Source organism: Ruegeria sp. AF8, from assembly GCF_056541825.1.
On record NZ_JBQFYW010000089.1, the window covers coordinates 1 to 586 of the forward strand.

At 56.8% G+C, this 586-nt stretch carries 1 protein-coding gene; it reads right to left on the reverse strand.

Annotated elements, in window-relative coordinates; translation table 11 throughout:
- Positions 1-349: formate--tetrahydrofolate ligase (locus tag ACR0AO_RS25515; protein ID WP_480609864.1), on the reverse strand; the 349-nt coding region annotated here is incomplete at its 3' end.
- Positions 350-586 lie beyond the last annotated feature (237 nt).

The following is a 586-nucleotide window of genomic DNA, read 5'->3' on the forward strand; positions in this document are numbered from 1 at the left end:
GCGCATAGCCGCCCCCTGCAGCGCCGCCCTTCATCCCAAAGTTCGGACCCAGCGAGGCCTCGCGGATACAGATCATCGCATTCTTGCCGATCCGGTTCAGACCGTCACCCAGACCAACCGTTGTGGTCGTCTTGCCTTCACCCGCAGGCGTCGGGTTGATCGCCGTCACCAGCACCAGCTTGCCGTCCTCACGACCCTGCACCGAGTTGATGAACTCCTGGCTCACCTTCGCCTTGTCATGCCCATACGGCAAAAGATCATCACTGGATATTCCAAGCTTCGCGCCGATCTCCTGGATCGGCTTCTTATTCGCTTCACGCGCAATTTCGATGTCGGATTTATAGCTCATTGGCCGGGGTCCTTGATTGAATACCGTGCAAAACCGACGTCTAACGTCGGCGCTACGCATTCCATACCCTTGTGTACAATCTGATTAGCCATGGATTCCGACATTCTGGCGTCGCGAAGCGTCGTCAGGTCACTTCATCGGGAACTAATCGGAAACCTGCATATTTTCAGGGCTCCAGGCAGGCTGGTCCGGAACAAAGAGCTTGAGGTGATCGCCCAGTTGAATGCGCCCGGGACG